Below are 17308 nucleotides of genomic sequence, written 5' to 3'. Positions count from 1 at the left end.
GAGCGATCGCGCTGCGGTGCATGGGAGAACCCATCCAGCGTGTTTTAACGATTGGGCCATACTCCCATGCACCCTACGGTTTTTGTTGTGATCAGCACCGATCGCCCATCACGACAAGCCCACCCCAAAAATGCAAGACTGAATTGCCCAGCCGCCCGATCGCGATTGGAGTCTCAAACCACGCTGAAACGACCCATCCTCGATCCAAACCATCACCCAAGATCTGCAACAACGCTCGATCTTCAGTAATTTGCCAGAAATTGCCAGCATCCTCGTGGGCATCCTCAAGCCGATCGAGGCAAGCTCCCACCAATCCCCAGCCGAATCAGCCCCCCGATCGGGATGATGGCCATGGTTCTAGCGTCCCCAGATCCAATGCAAGAGCAGAATCAGCAAATACACCACCGCCAAAATCGCCAGACCATAAAACAGAATCGATCGCTCGTCCTTGGGGCTGGGTAGCGAGGGATCCGCCTCCACCGGACAAAACCGCACCAAACTCCGATTCACAAAAGCCTCGCCTAACACAGGATTGCTGAAATAGGCCAACAGTTGCTTACCCAACGTGGTTTCAATGCCCAGCCCATCGCGGGACACACCCACGCGGGAAATGCCCCCATAGGCAAAAGCAGCCAGCTCCCGCACCGGTTGCTGGCTCCAAAAAGAGGGCAGGGCGATCGCGCAAAGTCGGGTACTGGTCACCAGCAACACCGCCGGCCCGTCATCAATGCGCACGGAAACCACGTCAATGAGCTGTTCTTCCGGTGCGTTCAGGAAATACACCAAAAATTCCGCCAGCTTGGGAATTGCCCCCTGCATCGGGAAACCCAGTTGGCCCGTTTCCGCCAGCCAATCTTCATAGACCTTTTCCGGTTGAATCAGGTCGATCGCCTCTTCGGGGTTGGGATAGGTCGGCTCAGGATAAATCGGCGGGAGTTGGGGCGCGGGGGCCGGGTTGGGCGCGGGGGCCGGCGCAACAAACCCGGTATTTCCCGGATCGTAGGTGGCGCTGATCTCCGTGGGTGCGGGGGCTGGGCTGGGGGCGATCGTGTAGCTGGGCGAACCGGTCAGGCCCAGAGCGCTCAACGGGGGCGTGGCCAAGGACATGCCAGAGCCATCATTGGCCAGGTAGAGGGCATCGGTCCAGGTGGGTGCGCCGGCCCCGGCGGCCCAACCGGAGACCCGCACCACGCCCACGGGTTCCACCTTCAAGATGTTCATGCCCTTGCGAACAAAGGTCATCAGCGCCGGGCGATCGGGGGCGCGATCGGCCCCCAACAGATTCAAAATTAGGCAATTGCCATCAAGGCTCACTTCCACCGCAATCCCCGCCGTCTGTAACTTGCGGTTCATGAGGGTGGCGATCGCCTCTACATTGCCCTGCCGGGCGAGCAGTAACAATTCCGTCTGAGACATAGACCGGTGGTTCAATTGCCTGAAAGCCTGGAGGCTGCTCACCCAATCAACAGGGGCCCGGGGGGCTGCTGTTGGCCGGAAGCGCCATTTCTCGCAATCATACACCTGGTTTTCGGTGGCTCGCCCATGGTGGCTCGCCCATGGTGGCTTGCCGTGGGGGTGCGCCCCCTCAGGCGCGATCCCTCAGGCACGACTCCTCCGACCCAGCCTCTTAAGCCCGGCCATAGTGGGCTAAGGGCTGACCGGTGCGATCGGCCCACAATTGATCGCCCCAGGAAAAGTGCCACCACTCTTGGGCATGTTGGGCAAACCCGCCCGCGGCCATGGCCCGTCGCAACAGTTGGCGATGGGCGTGGAACTGCTGGTGTTGGGGATCGGTGGCTGGGGCGAAGTGGTCGGGAAATGAGCGATCGGAACATTCATCGATCGGGGATCCCATGTCCAGCACCCGCCCGGCTGTGTCGATAAGGGTCAGATCCAGGGCGGCTCCGGTGCTGTGGGGTGGCGGGGTGGCGGGGTGGTCGCTGGGGCTGGCCCAAAACTGGCTAACGCGCGATCGCAGGGCTTGGGTTTGGGGATGCTGGGGATTTTGCGCCAGGGCAACGGGATCCAACCCTTCCATGAGGGCCAATTCGGCAAAGGTGTAGTCCACCATGAATTGCTGAATGGCCAAGGGGCGATAGGCATCAAAGATGGCCAGTTGCCAGCCCGGTTGTTGTTGGGCTAACCATTGGGCGGCCTGCAACAGCCGATCGAGCACGCCCGATCGCACCCAAAAGGGCGATTGGTCACCATAGGGCGCACCCAACACCGCGTAGGGATGCGGATCCCAGAGCTGGAAGCGATCGGGCGGAATGGGCACTAGGGGTTCGCCACAGTCCGCGATCGGGATTTTTTGATAGGGCTTGAGGGCCATGGGGTTTATGGGTGCAGCGGTTGCGGAGCCTGAGGGCAAAGCTTGAGGGTAAAGCTTGGGGGTTCATCAACGGCGAACCCTAGGGCATGTCATCAAATGAAGCTGGAACGACTAATTTTCCTAGCTCAACCACCCTAAACAAGGGGCTTAAGCCCCTTGCTCCCCACGATCTCGCAACGCAAGAATCAGGGTTTCGGGGATTTGATGACAGCTCCTAAGCGCGGCCCAATTCCTGCGATCGTTGCCAGGCTGCGCGTACCGCTTCGATGGTGGCGGAACGGAATCCAGCCTGCTCCAGGGCGGCCACCCCCGCGATCGTTGTGCCGCCGGGACTGGTGACCCGATCTTTCAAGATCGCCGGGTGTAGTTGGCTGTCTTGCAACAGTTGGGCGGTTCCCAAAACCGTTTGTAGGGCCAGGGTGCTGGCAGTGGCTCGGGGCAACCCGGCCGCCACGCCCCCATCGGTGAGCGCTTCCACAAACAAGGCCACAAAGGCCGGCCCCGACCCAGACAACCCGGTGACCGCATCCATCAAAGATTCCGGCACTTCCACCACTTGCCCGATCGCCCCAAAAATCTGGCGAGCCTGTTCCATGGCCGCCTGCTCGGCCAGAGAACCGGGGGCGATCGCCGTGACCCCTGCGCCCACGGTGGCCGGTGTGTTGGGCATGGCTCGCACCACCGGACAGCCACCGAAGGCCGCTTCCAGTTTGGCCAAGGTTGTGCCGGCCAAAATTGACAGGATCAGGGGCGATCGCGCGGGATCCCAAGCACCGGCCACCTGGGCCGCCACCGTGGCAAAAACTTGGGGCTTGATGGCCAAAAGAACGATTTGGGATTGGGCCAGGAGCGATCGATTGTCATCGGTGACCTGTACCCCATAGCGCTCGGCCAGGGTCGCTCGGCGCTCGGCCATGGGTTCACTGACGCAAATTTGTGCTCCAGGAATCACGTCCCGATCGCACAACCGGGCCAAAATTGCCTCGGCCATCACGCCCCCGCCAATTACGCCCAACTGCCAAACCGCACCGGCCCCGGAATCCGTCATAAACCTTGTCTCATGCTGAATTTTTCGATCCAATCGATGCGGATTGGATTGGTCAAGGGCAAAAATATAGGGCAATAGATTGACTACTGCCCTACAGTTTGGCCCGGTGTTCAAGGGCCCCTCGATCGTGATTGATCGTTGAAGATTGAGCCGTGATTAAACCGACTGAGCGGCGGCCTACTGAGCGGCAGCCTGTTGGAAGCGATCGGTTGCCCAAACGGGGGCTTGGCCAGGGCGAGCGGCAGCCTGGGCCGCAGCCTGGGCCTGGAACACTTCGCGCACCAAACCGCTGTGGGTGCTGACCTGCACACAACTGGGCGTGAACAGGAAAATGCTTTCGCCAATCCGCTCTTGGTGACCATCCAGGGCGTAGGTTCCGCCAGCAATGAAGTCCACGGAGCGTTGGGCCTGGTCGGGATCCATCATCGTCAGGTTCAACACCACCGACTTCCGCTCCCGCAGGGCCTGAATCGCTTGGGGCATTTCCTCAAACGAGCGCGGCTCCATCACCACCACTTCGGAAATTCCGTTTACCGCACCCGGCATACCAATCACGTTGCTCATAGAAGAAGTTGTTGGGGTTCCAGTTGTCGCGCGGGGGCTGGGCGGCACAATCGGCTCGGGCGATCGGGCCGCAGCCGGTGCCGGAAACCCACCGGCCAACGAAGCGGATGCATCAGCAACGGCGGCATAGCGACGGCTACGGCGGGCGTTGGCCTCATCCGTGGGAGCCGCAGCGGGCTGGGATTCCGCCGCTGGCTGCTGATACGAACCACGGTAGCCATTGTTATTGCTATCGTTTTCGTCGTAGTCGTAATCGTATTCCACTGGATCACCCAGACCCACAAAATCCCGAAGTTTCGTAAAAATAGCGTTCACCTCGTCCTCTCCACTTACTAACCACGTTGGGGGCTGGAGTACCGACGAGTTTCTAGGGGCTGATTGAACGCCGCCAAAACTCCGTCGGCTTGGTTGCCTAACATCCACTCCTCGACGAACCACCATTAACCACCATTTAAACCGCCATTGACCACAAGAGTTGCATCATTACTGCCGATGGGATTGATCATCACCTTCAGCATTTTTGGCGCTTGTTGTCTTGAAAATGGGGTTTCAGCGCGGGGCTGTTCAATGATTGTTGAATGGGTTGGGGTTTAGGTCGCCCCGATTTTATCAGACTGGGCTAAAAGCCGCCTGCTTAAGGGTCTGAATCCAGACCTAATTCCCCAATCAGCACCCCAATGAGCTATTCAAAAGGAGCCGTAATTGATTGGCTGCCCGTTTTTTTGGTCAACAGTCTACTCCAATTTTTTTGATTCCACCACGATCGGGTTGGCCACTGAAGGATGGGTGGTTGCCAAGGGCGATCGAGCGGCGGAGGGAGAGCGATCGGGGTTGGCGGTTACCTATGGTCACCATTCACGAAGATCAGTGGTCGATCGGGTCAAAATTGGCCACTTTCAGGCAGATCTTGACAGGTCTTGCTGAATGGTTGGGGAATTTTTTGTGCAATCTCCTCAATTCAACGGGTGAGGAATCTAGGCCCGATCGCCAAATAGGGTTCGTCCTAGGCGAATCATGGTGGCTCCCGCTTGCAGGGCGATCGGCCAATCGTTAGACATGCCCATCGATCGCTCCGTCATGGCCAAGCGTTGCCAAGGTTGGGCTTGGATTTGATCCGCCAACGATCGGGCTTCGGCAAAAAAGTCCGCTAATTCCGCTTTGTTTAAGCCCAGGGGAGGAATTGCCATCAATCCTCGAATTTGCAGATGGGTTAACCGATCCAGCTCGGGCAAGGCCGCTTGCAGTTCACTCGGCGACCAACCGGCCTTGTTGGGGTCGGGCCGCAACTTCACTTGCAGACAAATTTGGGGCGGGCGATCGCGTTCGGCGGCCAGGCGATCGAGCCGTTGGGCCAACTCCAATCGATCGACCGAATGAATTGACTCAAACAGTTCCAGGGCTTTTTTGGCCTTGTTGCTTTGCAGTTGGCCAATTAAGTGCCAGCGAATATCCGTCAGGTCACTGAGGGCGGCGCGTTTTTCTGCCGCTTCCTGCACGCGATTTTCCCCAAAGTCCCGAATCCCGCATTCATAGGCTTCTCGCACACATTCGGGGCCAAAGGTCTTGGAAACGGCCATGAATCGCACCGAGTCCGGCAAATGATCGCGCAAAAATTCGACCCGCTGGGACAAACGGGGCAGCATAGCCAAAGCCTGCACCCAATCCTGGGACATAGACGGCGCACTCATGGCAACAGGATGATTCGTAAGGCGATTTTACTGGAAGGTGCGCTGGTAGGCGGCCCGCACCGCTTGATATTCCTCCCGGTTGCCGTTGCGCTGAAGCGCTCGCATTCTGACCTCGACCATGGTTCGGGCATCGCTGCGGGTAACCGGTTCAAACCGGAGGCCCGTCTCCGCGATCGACACCAAAAAGAACAGACGATGGGCGTATAGCGTCGTAAATAATTCGCGACTGTTTTCCAGCCGACAAATCATCAGCAATAACCCAAACGTGGGGTGATTTAGATAGGCTTCGAGGCTCATTCCAGCTCTAGTGGGGTAGGACAGCAAGCCGGCCACCCAGAGCGCTTGGCTCGGGATGGCCAAGGAAGTGCGATCGGGTTAGTTTATGGCGTGCAGATTGCCATCAAATCATGACGCAGCAAAACGTTCGTGTCGAACAGTTGCATCGAACAGTTAATAGTATCGGAATGCGATCGCCTTTCGCCGGGATAGTCCGTGAAATCTCCACGGGGTTTCTCCAATTTCCAGGGATTTTGCAAGGCGTTGCTAACGGGCGATCGGGGTTTTGGGTCGAGATTCGATCGGGGTTTGACCCAAATTCAGCCCAATTCGGTTGAAATTCTTAATTCCGATCACTGCGCCGGGATCAGAAACCGGGGATCAATCAAACACAATCCTTGCCTGGGTTTGCTGCTTTGTGGGGGCGATCAGCTCGATCGGCCCCCAGATCCAATTCTGGATGGTTTGGCTACCTAACGTTGAGCCGTGGGGCCGGGGCGAGAACCGTTTTCATGGTCAGGATCATCCCGGAACCCAAGATGCTGCGGTCTCAGGGAAATGTTACGGCGGGCTAACTTTCTCAGGATCCGTCGAATTCCACCCCAAAATTTCACCCCCAGAGACAGCGCCCAATTCAATCTCTAATCCAGTACCTAATTCAATACCTCAACTCAATACCTAATCCAATATTCAACATTCAACATCCGATCCTGTGCGGGTTGCCTTGGGAGCTGGGCCCGAAGAGTCAGACCCCGATCCACAAACCAGAATGGCGGAAGCGGTGGCATAGTCCCGATCGTGGCTGAAACTGACTTGCCAATGGGCTTCGGGCCCAGCACTGGCAGCGACGGGATGGGTTTGGCAATGGAGGGCACAGCGGCGATCGAGGGCGGCCAGGGCCCGTCCATGCAAACAAACGCCTGGTTCGCCCGTGGCCCGGCGGGTAATTTCCACATCCTTGTAACCCACTCCATGCCAGCCTGTGCCCAGGGCCTTGACCACGGCTTCTTTGGCGGCCCAACGACCCGCCAACCGATTCACCACATCGGGCGTGAGGTGATTGTTCAGCAGAGTTTCGGGATTGAGGGTTTCCCAGGGGATCGATCGAGCCAGTGATCGCCAACAAGTTCGCTGTTCCTGGGGAGTATAGACCCGTTGCAGAAAGCGGCCCCCAAATCGATCGAGGGCTGCTCGGATGCGGGGGATATAAACCAAGTCAGTACCCAGATAAAACACGGCGACCTAATATCCAAAGTCCAAACCCGAAATCTAAACCCCAATCCCTGATCCCTGCCTAGTCCGCAGAGCCAGCGGAGTTCAGCCGCTGTTGCCAGGCCCGATCGACCGCTTCCGGGTTCAGGGCTTCTTGCTCCGTCACGTCCATTTCTGTGGTGTAGGTCAAATCCCGATCGGTGATTTGGTTGCGGGCTTGGGTCAGTTGTTGTCGGGCAGCCAGCTTGTGAGCCAAGTCTGGATCGGGATGGGTCACCAAATCCGCCAGGGCACTGCGCTGCTGGTTGCGCCGCTCGATCGCCCGATTGCGCCCCGAAATCACCCACCAGCGAACCGCCGGAATGCTCAAAAATGCGCCGCTGTAGCCCAATCCCAGCAGGCAGGTAAAGCGCAAGAACCCATAGGCCTTGCCAAAGGTTGCCGCATCCCCCGCCGCAATCAGCCCCCCTAACACCAAGGACAACACCAACAGCGCCACCCCGAGGGCGATCGCCCCGGCCCGTTGCCCCGAGCTGGCGCGACTGAAGTTATAGATACGCTCCGACTGGAATCGCGGCAGGGTTTCGGGCAGATCGGCCAAATCCTGCACGGTGGTTTGCAAGTCGGGGAACTGATAGATAATTTCGCCGCGATCGGTCACCTGGGGATGGCCATTAAACCGCACCAAAACTGGCAACATCCAATCTTCGTCCAGGTCTTGGGCCTTGGGCATTGCCCGATCGGGCAGTTCCAGATAGGGGGCCACCTGTTCCACCACCACCGCCCCTTGGTTTTGGCGAATCACTTGGGCAATCAGTTGCCAACGTTCCTTTTCCAAATACAAATTCGGGTTGCCATCCCCAAACAGAAAGGAATAGATCGCCTCTAAAAAGTTGAGATCGGGCTTTTCCCGTCGCCGTTGGTAAGCGTAGTTGTCGTAGTCGAGCCACCAGATCCAAGTCCAGTCAGACCAGCCGTAGTAGCCGCCCCCGATCGGGAAACCAATATTCCAACTGCCCGAGCTGGAGCCAGAGCCTCGCGAATCGCCGCCACCACCACTATCACTATCGCTGTCCCGAGAGCTGCTGAGGGCCACCAAAGCCACCACGATCGCCGCCACCACTGCCACAATTAACAGCAACAGCACAATGCCAACGGACAGCCGAATCAGGTAAAACAGGACTTTCCAAATCTTGGCCCAGGTTTCCTGAAGTTGGAGTTGCCAGTACTTGTTGCGCAGGATGTCGCGAAAGTCGCGGGAAAAGACGTAAACCACGTCACCGGACTCGGCCACCTGCAGGTTACCGCCGGCCGAAGTCGCCAACACCATCAGTCCCCGTTCCGCCAGGTTTAAATCCAAACCTGCTTGGGCAGCCACATCGGCCACGGTGACACGGTAGTTCAGTTGCTCAACGGCTTCTAACAAGCCAGATTCGATCGCGGGCGCAGCAGCCATATCTGGGTCTTTTGCGGTTTTGCTCAGTGCTGTTCTCAGTATAGGGAAGACCCCTGGGTTTGAGCTTGGGCCTGAGCCGATCCCAACCGGTTCGGGCCGCTGGGCTGAATATCTGGGCTAAACATGGGGTTGCTTACGCACCTGATCGACGCATTGCCACCCACAGGTCTTGATATTGCCGTAGCGACTCAGCCGGCAACGGTTGCAACAGTTCGCAGCGATCGAGCTGCTCAGGTGTCGGCAGCAACACATCCCGCTGAACGCTGGCTGTCATAGCCGTGCGATCGCCCTCCAGCCAAGGAGCCGGAGCCGCATCCAACCACCCGGCCAACCCTTGGGCAATGTCCGATCGCCAAGCAAGACTGGCCCACAGGGTCGCCAAATCCAGCGATTCCGGAGCCGCATGAACCGGCCGCACCCACAAATCCGCCCAAAGGGCTGTGCCCGACTGGGGAACCACCGCCCGCAAACTCCGTTGGCGAGCCAGGGCCGTCACCACCTCATGGGACCAACCCACCGCCACCCAAGCATCCCCCAACAGCAACGGTTGCAAATAATCCTGAGTGGCATAGATCAGGGCCTGTTGATTGAGGGCCGCCAAAGCAGCGGTCAAGCCGGTTACGGACTGGGGTTGAGCTTCGTTATACGATCGCCCCAATCGCTTCAGAGCCAGACCAATCACCTCCCGAGGCCGATCGAGCAGCACCACCTTGCCCCGCAGCTCCGGCCGCCACAAGTCCGCCCAATCGCGCGGTTCCCATCCCAAGGCCGCAAACCGATCGGGCCGGTAAACCAACACCGTCGTTCCCCAACGGTAGGGAATTCCCCACAGGGATCCGGCGCGATCGGGCAATCCTTGGCGATTGAGTTGGGTGACGGACTGCCAGCGATCGCCCAAAGTTACCTCCGACGGGCGATCGGGCCAGGGTTGGATCCAACCGCGCCGCACTGCCCCCGCCAGCCATTCATGGCCCAGCAGTCCCGTTAACCCCACCGGCCCCGCCCCTGCCGGCCGCAAAAACGGAATCCACGATCGCCAATCACCTTGGCCAATGGTGGTTCCCGCCGGATCCCGCTGCCAGTCTTGCAACTGTTGCATCAACAATTCCGCCTGATCCAGCAAAGTCAGGTGAATGCCTCGGGTAGCTCCCTGCGCATTCGCCAGCCGCTGAAAGGCTTGGAGCAGTTGGGCAGGAACCGTATTTTCGATCGCCAGCACGGTCAAATCATTGGGATTGCGCCGCCCACAGCCCCCCAGCAACAGGCCCGCCGCGATCGCCCCCGTGCCGAGCAACCACTGCCGCCGCCCCCACCGAGGCTCCAGATCCACCGCCATTCCGGGCGATCGATTCCCCTTCAACTCCGCCCTTGCCTCGGGATTTTGCAAAGCCATGGCCGCCTAGATTGCCTTAATTGATGCGAAATTGATGCGACTTGCGCGTCGCTTGTCCGTTAATGGCGCATTCATCGCGCATTCATTGCGCAGTGTTTTGCCAGGTCATTTTAGCGATCAACTCTCGATATTTGAAGTTTTATAAAGTTTTGACAAGTTTTTTGTGCATCTTTTTCTAAAAGATCATTCTTTGGAAAAATGCGAAACACTTTCCAAAACAACAATATCCTGCACAATCTACCATGCGGATAATCGTTAAATGATTCAGCGATTGCTGAACTTTTGAGGATGGGTTATTTACGATAAAAACACAAGCCTCCGCCAGTGCAATCTAAAACCATGCGCTGACCTCCTATGGAACCATTGCAAGATCAAATTACACTCCTCAACCACAAGCTCGATGCGCTACATCAGTCGATTGAAACACTCTTGGGACGCTTAGCAAGTCGTGTTTCTTCCGAAGAGTCATCGTCCTTACATGAACCAATGGCTCAGATTCTTCAACGGGGTGCAGCCTTGGTTGATTCCCCCAGCCCTATCCTCCATTCCATGGCTGATCTGAATGCTGAATATAAAGATATTCTGATCGATGATAGCTATCGGGAACCGAGCGATCGCGCGGGCGACAAGGAACTCACGCCGGAAATTCAAGTGCAACGGTTAATGGCTCAATTAACTGCTGCCTACAATCGGATTGCCGACTTAGAGGAACAACTCCTTTCGCGACGGATCCATTAACTTGGATGCCTCCAAGCAACGAGTCGATCGACCCTTTGCCTTGACCTCAATCCGATTGTAGGCAAGTCTGAAATTGGCAGTCATTCGCCGATGACGGTTCGGATTTGGGTCACCTTCATCATGCCTTTCTCATCTCCCAGAGGGGCAACTTTGAGACTACTGCTGTTAGTTTGTGATCAAAAATTTGATCAGATCCTTGTAAGGTTTCTTGAAGGAATTTCTCTGAATTTTGTGGGATCAGCGGATCGCGTGGAAGTAATTCTGTTAAAGATCCCCAACCATTGCCCATGCTTTACGCATCAGGCCTCAGCAATTACAGAGCCTACCAGGGCTGATCGATCACGATCGGTACGCAATATTCAATTCTGGAACCTTCAAGCTCAGTGGTTACTCCAGAATTCGTAATCACCCTCTGACTTCCTTAGCAAATCGGTAGGAAGACTTTACAAAGTATTATGTGGCTGCTTACCCTCTGGCTCAAAGGGGGGATGTGATGCCAATGACCGATTCAGGGGCGCTCTGGTTGTGATCGATCGCCCCCTGAAAGCCCTGAACAGCCCTGCAAAGTCCTGCAAAACCTTGAACAATCAGCGTTGTTGCTCAGTCCAAAATGATGGGACGGGATGATGGATCAGGGCGCACAGCGGTGCATCCCGATCCGGACTCTCGGCCAAAATTTTGGGCCAGAATTCTTGATCTAACTTGATTTGATTAGTTTTGGCTTAGTTGTTGGCTCAGTTGTCGGCCATTTGCACCACGGCCAAAAATTCCGCCAAATCGGGAGCCGATCGCCCCGCAATTTCCGCGTCACGCAACCACAGCAAAAATTCCACATTGCCCGCCGGCCCCGTAATGGGCGATCGCGCCAGGCCGCCGTAGTGCCAACCGATCGCCTCAGCCCCTTGCCAAACCGTGGCGATCGCCTCCGCCCGATCGCGCGGATTCCTGACCACGCCGTTTTTGCCCAGGCGATCGCGCCCTACTTCAAATTGCGGTTTCACCAGCAAAATCACCTCGCGCGGCGGTTGCAACAGCGCCCACAGGGCCGGCAACACCTTCGTCAGGGAAATAAACGACACATCCGCCACACCCAAATCGGGGATCGGATCATCGGGGCCGTACAGCTCCGCCGGGGTCAGGTGGCGCAAATTCGTGCGTTCGCGCAACACCACACGCGGATCCTGGCGCAGGCTCCAGGCCACCTGCCCATAGCCCACATCCACGCCATAGACCTTGGCCGCACCCGCCTGCAACAGGCAATCGGTGAAGCCGCCCGTGGAAATGCCGCCATCCAAGCAAACTCGACCCGTGGGATCGATCGGGAAGGCCTCCAGGGCGTGGATCAACTTCTCGCCACCCCGGGACACAAAGCGCGATCGGGCCGCCACTTCAATTTCGGCATCTTCGGCGATCAGGGTTCCAGGCTTGTCGATGCAGGCGCGATCGACCCGCACTTCGCCGGCCCGAATCCAACGCTGGGCCAACTGGCGCGACTCGCACAACCCGCGACTCACCAACAGCGCATCTAATCGTTGTTTGCCCGTTTTTGCCACCCAATCAACCGAAATTAAGGGATTTTTGCCAAGATCCTGGATTTGGGCGCACAGCGGTGCGCCCCTACCCAATATTTCCGGTCTGTAGGGGCGCACTGCCGTGCACCCTCCGGTTCGATACGCCCGATACGCCCTCCGGTTCGATACGCCCGATGCGCCCTCCGGTTCGATGTGCCTACGCCTCGTTCAACACCGCGATCAGGGCCTCACCCATGGCCGTGCAACCCACCAGGGTTTTGCCTTCGGACATGATGTCGCCCGTGCGGAAACCCCGATCAAGCACTTCATTCACCGCCTTTTCAATCCGGTCAGCGCCCTCCGGCAGATCCAACCCATAGCGCAACATCATCGCCGCGCTCAACACATGGGCCAACGGATTCGCCTTGTCTTGGCCCGCAATGTCCGGCGCGGAACCATGCACCGGCTCAAACACGCCCGGTTTGCCCGGTTCGCCCAAGCTGGCCGAGGGCAACATGCCGATACTGCCGGTCAACATCGCCGCCGCATCCGAAAGAATGTCGCCAAACAGGTTGCCCGTGACGATCGTATCGAACTGTTTCGGGGCGCGAACTAACTGCATGGCCGCATTGTCCACATAGAGATGAGACAACTCCACATCGGGATAGTCCGCAGCCACGGCCGTCACCCGATCGCGCCACAGTTGCGACACTTCCAACACGTTCGACTTATCCACCGAGCAAAGCTTGCTGCCCCGACGCTTGGCGGTTTCAAAGGCCACACGGGCGATTCGATCGACCTCGCCTTCGGAGTACACCATCGTGTTTACGCCGCGCTTTTCGCCGTTTTCGCCCTCAAAGATGCCGCGCGGTTGCCCAAAGTAAATCCCACCGGTCAGCTCGCGCACCACCATGATGTCCGTACCTTCGACGACTTCCCGCTTGAGGGTCGAGGCATCCACCAACTGGGGCAAAATCGTTGCCGGCCGCAGATTGGCAAACAGACCCAGACCGGCCCGCAGACCCAGCAGGCCGCGCTCGGGCCGTTGGGCATTGGGCAAGCTGTCCCACTTGTAGCCGCCGATCGCCGCTAGCAGCACCGAGTCACTGTTGCGGCAAATTTCCAGGGTGCTGGCGGGCAGGGGTTCGCCGGTTTGGTCGATCGCGCAGCCCCCGATCGGCGCTTCGGTGAATTCAAAGGTCACGCCAATCTTTTGGGCGACGGTTTCGAGCACCTGAACAGCAACGCGGGTAATTTCGGGGCCAATGCCATCACCGGGCAGCAGCGCAATGCGATAGGTCTGGGTCACGGGTCGGTCAAATGTCGGAAGGGTTGAACGGATTTCATCATAGGACGGGAGGCGGCCCTTTCCATGGGAGATTTTCCCGACGACTTAGGGCATAGTCGTGAAGACAAATGATTGATGGTTATCCAGATAAAAGGTCTAAATCATGAGTTCCAAAGTTGATATCACAGCCCAAAATTTTCAGACCGAGGTGGTGAGCAAATCCAGCGAGAAGCCGGTGGTTCTGTACTTTTCCTCGCCCACTTGCAGCGCCTGCCAACAGCTCAGCCCGGTGCTAGAAGAGATCGTCAAAAACTACGACGTGGTTTTGGCCAAGGTGAACACCCAACAGGAGGTGGGCTTGGTGCAACAGGCGGGGGTGCGATCGACTCCTGATGTGCGCTTGGTGCAAAGCGGCCGCGCAACGGATCAATTTGTGGGTGCAGTATCCGGCAACGAGGTACGCAGCTTCCTCACCCGCAACAGCGTGAACTTGTTGGCGGGGCCCAAATTTCTGGACTTGACCAACGACAGCGATAACCGCGTTATCCCCGTCAACAGTCTCAGTGAATATCCCAGCGGGGTGCGGGCCTTGGGGGGCAATGACACCGTGACTGGTTCCAGCGATGTGGATGTGTTGTTTGGCAATGCGGGCAATGATCTGCTGTTGGGCAACGATGCCAACGATGTGCTCAATGGCGGTGCTGATAATGATGTGCTGGATGGCGGCTTGGGCAATGATCTGCTGAGCGGCAACCGGGGCAACGATTCCCTGGTGGGCGGCGATGGCAATGACATCCTGCGGGGTGGTCGGGAGAACGACACTCTCTTGGGTGGTGATGGGGATGATGTGTTGTCCGGCGACTTTGGCACGGATGTGCTGACGGGGGGTGCGGGCCGAGATTTGTTTGTGCTGCGAGCTGAGGAAGCCGTGGCCGGAGCCGGGGTGCAAACGGTCGATCGAATTACGGATCTCAGCGTGAGCCAAGGAGATGTGGTGCTGTTGGCGGCAGATTTCGCCATTGCCGATGTGACGGTGACCGCTGGCAATGTGGACAACAGCGGAGCCGCCGATGCCATCATCAGCCGCACCTCCACCGGGGCCCTGTTGGGGGTGGTGCTGGATCAAACGCCGGATGTGGTGCGATCGGCCTTGCAGGTGATTCCGCCCTCTTCTCTCTAAACCGGCCCCGTTCGGGGGCTGGGGGCTGCTAGGCGATCGCCCTGGCAGCCCCTTTTGTTTGAGTTGGTCTGGATATCAGGCTGCCCCGGTTCCAAGGGAGGTTCCTAGAGCGGAGATGGTTAAAAACCAGTTACAAAACTGGACGCTGAATCGCCGCCACCGCCAACGAGAGGATCAGCCTTTCAGCGATCGGGCGATCGGCCAGCCTCCGTAGTTTCACGGCTGCCCCCCTCCGGATTTGCAACGCCCACGACAGTAAGAGTCATCAGGAGCGCGACGCAACCCAATCGCGACCCTGGCTGACCTTCACGACTCGCATCAGGGGCTTGAATCATGACCGCGCTTCAAACTTGCACCCGCATTGGCCAAAGCTTGACCCTCGTGGGCGTAATTCTGGGTTCGGCCGCCGTGATGCAACCGATCGATGGCCATTCGATCGATGCCGCGCTGGTGGCGGCCGTTGCGCCCCAAAGCGCCTCAGCCGCCCAGCCCACGCCTCCCGACAACGGTGGCCCCAGCCGCACCCAAGGCACGGGCACTCGCTAATCCTTGAGGGCAAGGGTTTCGGTTGGGGCCCTGCGTTAATGATTAAAATTTCAGTCTGAGCAAATTAATCAAAACTGGGACTGAAATTCGATGGCTATTAAGCTTTATGGCGGTGCGCGCAGCCGGGCCTCGATCGTGCAGTGGTATCTCGAAGAGTTGGGCCTAGACTACGAGTTCATTTTGCTGGACATGCAGGCCGGCGAACACCGCCAACCACCGCTGACGGACATTAACCCCTTTGGCAAAGTGCCAGCCATTGAAGATGGCGACTTCAAATTGTGGGAATCCGGTGCGATTTTGCTCTATTTGGATGCGAAGTACGGCCCCGAAAAATCCACGGAGCAACGAGCAGTGGATCAACAATGGACGCTGTTTGCCAATTCCACCGTTGCCACCGGAATTTTTGTGGAAGCCAACCGCGATCGGGAAGCTCCGCGCTTGCTGGGCGGCATCAACGAGCTGTTGAGCCAGTCGTCCTATATCACGGGTGAAACTTTCGGGGTGGCAGATGTGGCCCTGGGGTCAATTTTGGCCTACATCCCCATGATGCTGAAGATGGATCTGTCGCCCTATCCAGCGCTGGGCGCTTACCTGAAACGACTGAGTGAGCGGCCAGCTTTCCACAAGGCGATCGGCTCGCGAGCTTAGACAGCGCGGCCAGCCCAGGGATCGGGATCAACCTCCAGATCTCAACAAAAAAATCCCAACGAATACGCAAAGGAAAGTGGGGGTCGATCGCCCGATCGGCCCCCATGCTTCGTGCTCAATTCGTCATCAACCTGAACGGATTAGTTCGATCGCGCCCCGATCGCCCGCTGGTGGGTGGCAACGGGAATCGCAAGCACCACAGGAACTACTTGCCTTCCACAAACGCCTGGCAGCAACAGAAGGGTTGCGCGGCCGGCGCAGGCGTTGGCGTGGGGGTTGGCGCAGGGGCCGGAATCACCGTCTTGCTGCCGCAGATTACCTTTTGCAGCAGCCCCGTGAAACCGCTCAGGGCATCTTGCGAGGTGAAACCCTGACCGCCGGTTTCCTTGGCCACACGGGCATATTCACCCTCGATTTCTTTTTTCACACTGGCCTTCACACCGGAAGTCCCCAAGTAGGTGTGGACTTTCACCTTGGTTTGCTTGGCCGTGGCGATCGCCCGGTTAGCGGCTTCGATGTCTGCCTGATCCTGCTTGGCGTTCTCGTTGCCCCCTTCCAAGGACTCATCGCCCAGGAAGAAGACGGCCCGCGATGCGCCCGATCGCCAGTCAAAATTCAGGGACACATCCTCGATCGCCCTTGCGCCGTCCTCTTGGGCCCCGCCGCCGGCCACCGTGCCCACCTTGCGGCCCTTCAGCACCGATTCCGACACCTTGGCCGTTTCCGTTAGGTAATTGCGCACGGTGCGATCGAACCGCGTTCCCTTAAACACCCCCTCAATTCCCAAATAGGTCACCCGCAAGTCAGAAGGACAACTGGTTTTGGCCGCCTCGATCGCCGCGCCCACCGCCTCACTCAGGGCCGTCGCCTCATCCTTCATCGACACGCTGGAATCGATCACCACCACCAGATCCACCTTGGGAATCGTCAAGACCTCCGTGGGCGAGGGCGTTGGCACGGGGGCCGGTGCGGGAACCGGCGTGGCGGAGCCGCCCTGGCCGGTCATGGTGGCCGGAGCCAAAGTGGGCCATTGCAGCCGCTTTTGGGTTGAAACATCCCCATTGCCCCGGTGACCGGAAATGGGGCCCAGGCGGTTCGGTTGGGCTTGGCCAGCGGTCATGCCGTGGCTGTTGTAGGGATGGTTCCAGAGGTTGAAATCAAACCGATAGTGGGCCCCCTGCCAACCATTTGTCCAGTTGAAATTAATCAGTGCGCTGATATCCAGCGTGCCCGTCACCGGGTCGCTATACCAAAACGACAGCATCTTATTCGCCGTTCCGCCGGCCGACGTGCCGAAGTTGTATTGAATATCAACCCCGTCCGGCGGCCCTTCATAGGCAAAACAGCCCCGGCCATAAACCGAACCATCCGGATTCAAGGTGTGAAAAACAAAACTCGTGACCTGAGGCATAGCAGCAAATTCCTGTG

At 58.1% G+C, this 17308-nt stretch carries 17 protein-coding genes; 5 read left to right on the top strand and 12 right to left on the bottom strand.

Translation table 11 applies throughout. The features are described from left to right. Nucleotides 1–357: 357 nt before the first annotated feature. The 4 genes from ACZA91_RS14450 to ACZA91_RS14435 all read right to left on the bottom strand — a co-directional run bounded on the left by ACZA91_RS14450 (nt 358) and on the right by ACZA91_RS14435 (nt 4259). Nucleotides 358–1416 carry a hypothetical protein gene (locus tag ACZA91_RS14450; RefSeq protein ID WP_463182966.1) on the bottom strand — a complete coding sequence of 353 codons (1059 nt, stop codon included), beginning with the start codon at nt 1414–1416 and terminating at the stop codon, nt 358–360. Nucleotides 1417–1627: 211 nt separating this feature from the next. Further along, a complete protein-coding gene (locus ACZA91_RS14445; RefSeq protein ID WP_463182964.1) occupies nt 1628–2332 on the bottom strand; it encodes a M15 family metallopeptidase in 705 nt (234 codons plus the stop codon). Nucleotides 2333–2546: 214 nt separating this feature from the next. Beyond that, nucleotides 2547–3380: a pyrroline-5-carboxylate reductase gene (gene proC, locus ACZA91_RS14440; RefSeq protein ID WP_099533631.1), complete on the bottom strand. Its 834-nt coding sequence runs from the start codon at nt 3378–3380 to the stop codon at nt 2547–2549. A 177-nt stretch (nt 3381–3557) separates the two neighbouring features. After that, nucleotides 3558–4259 carry a cell division protein SepF gene (locus ACZA91_RS14435; RefSeq protein WP_099533630.1) on the bottom strand — a complete coding sequence of 234 codons (702 nt, stop codon included), beginning with the start codon at nt 4257–4259 and terminating at the stop codon, nt 3558–3560. Between the two features lie 387 nt (nt 4260–4646). Between ACZA91_RS14435 and ACZA91_RS14430 the strand changes: the two genes are divergently transcribed. After that, nucleotides 4647–4868 (top strand): hypothetical protein, encoded by a 222-nt coding sequence (locus tag ACZA91_RS14430; protein ID WP_463182960.1) that lies wholly within the window; start codon nt 4647–4649, stop codon nt 4866–4868. A gap of 50 nt (nt 4869–4918) precedes the next feature. Here ACZA91_RS14430 and ACZA91_RS14425 read toward each other — a convergent pair whose 3' ends face one another. From ACZA91_RS14425 to ACZA91_RS14405, 5 genes are all read right to left on the bottom strand, one after another. Continuing rightward, complete coding sequence (locus ACZA91_RS14425) at nt 4919–5587, bottom strand: YggS family pyridoxal phosphate-dependent enzyme (protein WP_463186449.1); 669 nt, start codon at nt 5585–5587, stop codon at nt 4919–4921. Between the two features lie 72 nt (nt 5588–5659). Then, entirely contained in the window at nt 5660–5929 is a 270-nt protein-coding gene (locus tag ACZA91_RS14420; protein ID WP_099533635.1) for a PipX family protein, read from the bottom strand. Nucleotides 5930–6598: 669 nt separating this feature from the next. Further along, nucleotides 6599–7144, bottom strand: coding sequence for a holo-ACP synthase (locus tag ACZA91_RS14415; RefSeq protein WP_463182955.1), 546 nt, complete (start codon nt 7142–7144; stop codon nt 6599–6601). A gap of 58 nt (nt 7145–7202) precedes the next feature. Further along, nucleotides 7203–8576 (bottom strand): hypothetical protein, encoded by a 1374-nt coding sequence (locus ACZA91_RS14410; protein WP_463182951.1) that lies wholly within the window; start codon nt 8574–8576, stop codon nt 7203–7205. Between the two features lie 133 nt (nt 8577–8709). Beyond that, nucleotides 8710–9969: an extracellular solute-binding protein gene (locus ACZA91_RS14405; protein ID WP_463182949.1), complete on the bottom strand. Its 1260-nt coding sequence runs from the start codon at nt 9967–9969 to the stop codon at nt 8710–8712. A 354-nt stretch (nt 9970–10323) separates the two neighbouring features. On the opposite strand from ACZA91_RS14405, the gene ACZA91_RS14400 reads away from it, so the two are divergent. Beyond that, entirely contained in the window at nt 10324–10707 is a 384-nt protein-coding gene (locus tag ACZA91_RS14400) for a hypothetical protein (protein WP_099533624.1), read from the top strand. A gap of 734 nt (nt 10708–11441) precedes the next feature. Here the strand turns inward: ACZA91_RS14400 and ACZA91_RS14395 are convergent. Together ACZA91_RS14395 and leuB are read right to left on the bottom strand one after the other, a co-directional pair. Then, nucleotides 11442–12260, bottom strand: coding sequence for a TlyA family RNA methyltransferase (locus tag ACZA91_RS14395; RefSeq protein ID WP_463182947.1), 819 nt, complete (start codon nt 12258–12260; stop codon nt 11442–11444). A gap of 175 nt (nt 12261–12435) precedes the next feature. Then, nucleotides 12436–13527 (bottom strand): 3-isopropylmalate dehydrogenase, encoded by a 1092-nt coding sequence (leuB, locus tag ACZA91_RS14390; RefSeq protein WP_190527491.1) that lies wholly within the window; start codon nt 13525–13527, stop codon nt 12436–12438. Between the two features lie 142 nt (nt 13528–13669). On the opposite strand from leuB, the gene ACZA91_RS14385 reads away from it, so the two are divergent. The 3 genes from ACZA91_RS14385 to ACZA91_RS14375 all read left to right on the top strand — a co-directional run bounded on the left by ACZA91_RS14385 (nt 13670) and on the right by ACZA91_RS14375 (nt 15880). Next, on the top strand, nt 13670–14686 hold the full coding sequence (locus tag ACZA91_RS14385; RefSeq protein WP_190531232.1) for a thioredoxin domain-containing protein: 1017 nt from the start codon (nt 13670–13672) through the stop codon (nt 14684–14686). Between the two features lie 333 nt (nt 14687–15019). Then, nucleotides 15020–15232 (top strand): hypothetical protein, encoded by a 213-nt coding sequence (locus tag ACZA91_RS14380; protein ID WP_099533621.1) that lies wholly within the window; start codon nt 15020–15022, stop codon nt 15230–15232. 90 nt (nt 15233–15322) lie between these two features. Next, nucleotides 15323–15880, top strand: a complete 558-nt coding sequence (locus ACZA91_RS14375) for a glutathione S-transferase family protein (protein WP_190356133.1) — start codon at nt 15323–15325, stop codon at nt 15878–15880. A 205-nt stretch (nt 15881–16085) separates the two neighbouring features. Here ACZA91_RS14375 and ACZA91_RS14370 read toward each other — a convergent pair whose 3' ends face one another. Then, nucleotides 16086–17291 carry a vWA domain-containing protein gene (locus ACZA91_RS14370; RefSeq protein ID WP_099533619.1) on the bottom strand — a complete coding sequence of 402 codons (1206 nt, stop codon included), beginning with the start codon at nt 17289–17291 and terminating at the stop codon, nt 16086–16088. Nucleotides 17292–17308 lie beyond the last annotated feature (17 nt).

It is taken from the genome of Limnothrix sp. CMB-01 (assembly GCF_055193175.1).
Note: the sequence above shows the minus strand (reverse complement) of the source record. Positions and strands in the feature narration are given on the sequence as shown.

Excerpts from the sequence above, each read along its gene's own strand:
- ACZA91_RS14450 (WP_463182966.1), bottom strand. The coding sequence starts at position 1,416 with ATGTCTCAGACGGAATTGTTACTGCTCGCCCGGCAGGGCAATGTAGAG.
- ACZA91_RS14445 (WP_463182964.1), bottom strand. The coding sequence starts at position 2,332 with ATGGCCCTCAAGCCCTATCAAAAAATCCCGATCGCGGACTGTGGCGAA.
- proC (WP_099533631.1), bottom strand. The coding sequence starts at position 3,380 with ATGACGGATTCCGGGGCCGGTGCGGTTTGGCAGTTGGGCGTAATTGGC.
- ACZA91_RS14425 (WP_463186449.1), bottom strand. The coding sequence starts at position 5,587 with ATGCTGCCCCGTTTGTCCCAGCGGGTCGAATTTTTGCGCGATCATTTG.
- ACZA91_RS14420 (WP_099533635.1), bottom strand. The coding sequence starts at position 5,929 with ATGAGCCTCGAAGCCTATCTAAATCACCCCACGTTTGGGTTATTGCTG.
- ACZA91_RS14410 (WP_463182951.1), bottom strand. The coding sequence starts at position 8,576 with ATGGCTGCTGCGCCCGCGATCGAATCTGGCTTGTTAGAAGCCGTTGAG.
- ACZA91_RS14405 (WP_463182949.1), bottom strand. The coding sequence starts at position 9,969 with ATGGCTTTGCAAAATCCCGAGGCAAGGGCGGAGTTGAAGGGGAATCGA.
- ACZA91_RS14400 (WP_099533624.1), top strand. The coding sequence starts at position 10,324 with ATGGAACCATTGCAAGATCAAATTACACTCCTCAACCACAAGCTCGAT.
- ACZA91_RS14385 (WP_190531232.1), top strand. The coding sequence starts at position 13,670 with ATGAGTTCCAAAGTTGATATCACAGCCCAAAATTTTCAGACCGAGGTG.
- ACZA91_RS14380 (WP_099533621.1), top strand. The coding sequence starts at position 15,020 with ATGACCGCGCTTCAAACTTGCACCCGCATTGGCCAAAGCTTGACCCTC.
- ACZA91_RS14375 (WP_190356133.1), top strand. The coding sequence starts at position 15,323 with ATGGCTATTAAGCTTTATGGCGGTGCGCGCAGCCGGGCCTCGATCGTG.
- ACZA91_RS14370 (WP_099533619.1), bottom strand. The coding sequence starts at position 17,291 with ATGCCTCAGGTCACGAGTTTTGTTTTTCACACCTTGAATCCGGATGGT.